2 protein-coding genes are annotated in these 794 nt (G+C 43.7%); both read left to right on the top strand.

All coding sequences use genetic code 11. The annotated features are described in order from the left end of the window. On the top strand, nucleotides 1-224 hold a 224-nt coding region (locus AC1DWN_RS34645), incomplete at its 5' end, for a thiamine pyrophosphate-dependent enzyme (RefSeq protein WP_477563331.1). Nucleotides 225-244: 20 nt separating this feature from the next. Further along, the coding region (locus tag AC1DWN_RS34640; RefSeq protein ID WP_477563330.1) for an alpha-ketoacid dehydrogenase subunit beta at nucleotides 245-794 on the top strand (550 nt) is incomplete at its 3' end.

Below are 794 nucleotides of genomic sequence, written 5' to 3'. Positions count from 1 at the left end.
GGGCATTGAAATATCCACTTGTACGTTATGGTAAGTTTTTGGAGCAAAAAGGTCTTTGGTCGGATGAAGATACGAACCGTGTGAAAGAAGAAGCGAAAGCTACTGTCAATGAGCACATCAAAAAAGCTGAAGCAGTTGAGAAAATGACTGTAGCAGGCTTGATCGATACAATGTTTGAAACAACACCGCAATACTTGGAAGAGCAAAAGGCTGATTTTCAATAGTAGAGGAGGAACTGACGATCATGGCTCAAATGAATATGCTGGAAGCAATTCGCGATGCAATGCGAGTAGAACTTAAACGTGATTCGAACGTTGTCATCTTCGGTGAGGACGTAGGTAAAGTTGGCGGAGTATTCCGTGTAACAGAAGGCTTGCAAAATGAGTTTGGCGAAGACCGCGTATTCGATACGCCGCTTGCTGAATCAGCACTCGCAGGTATGGCAGTAGGTATGGGTCTACAAGGCTTCCGCCCAATTGCTGAAATTCAATTTGTTGGTTTTATATATGAAGCGCTTGACCAAATGTTTATCCAAGCAGCGCGTATGCGTTATCGCTCTGGCGGACGTTATAACTCACCAATCGTATTCCGTACGCCTTTTGGCGGCGGCGTTAAAGCAGCAGAACTTCATACGGATTCCCTTGAAGGACTTGCTATTCAAACACCAGGTATTAAAGTTGTTATTCCTTCAAACCCTTATGATGCAAAAGGTTTGATGATAGCTGCAATTCGTGATAATGATCCTGTATTTTTCATGGAGCATTTGAACCTGTACCGTGCGTTCAAGGCTGATG

The organism is Paenibacillus sp. P4_A7 (assembly GCF_056402455.1).
This window is presented reverse-complemented; position numbering and strand designations above follow the sequence as displayed.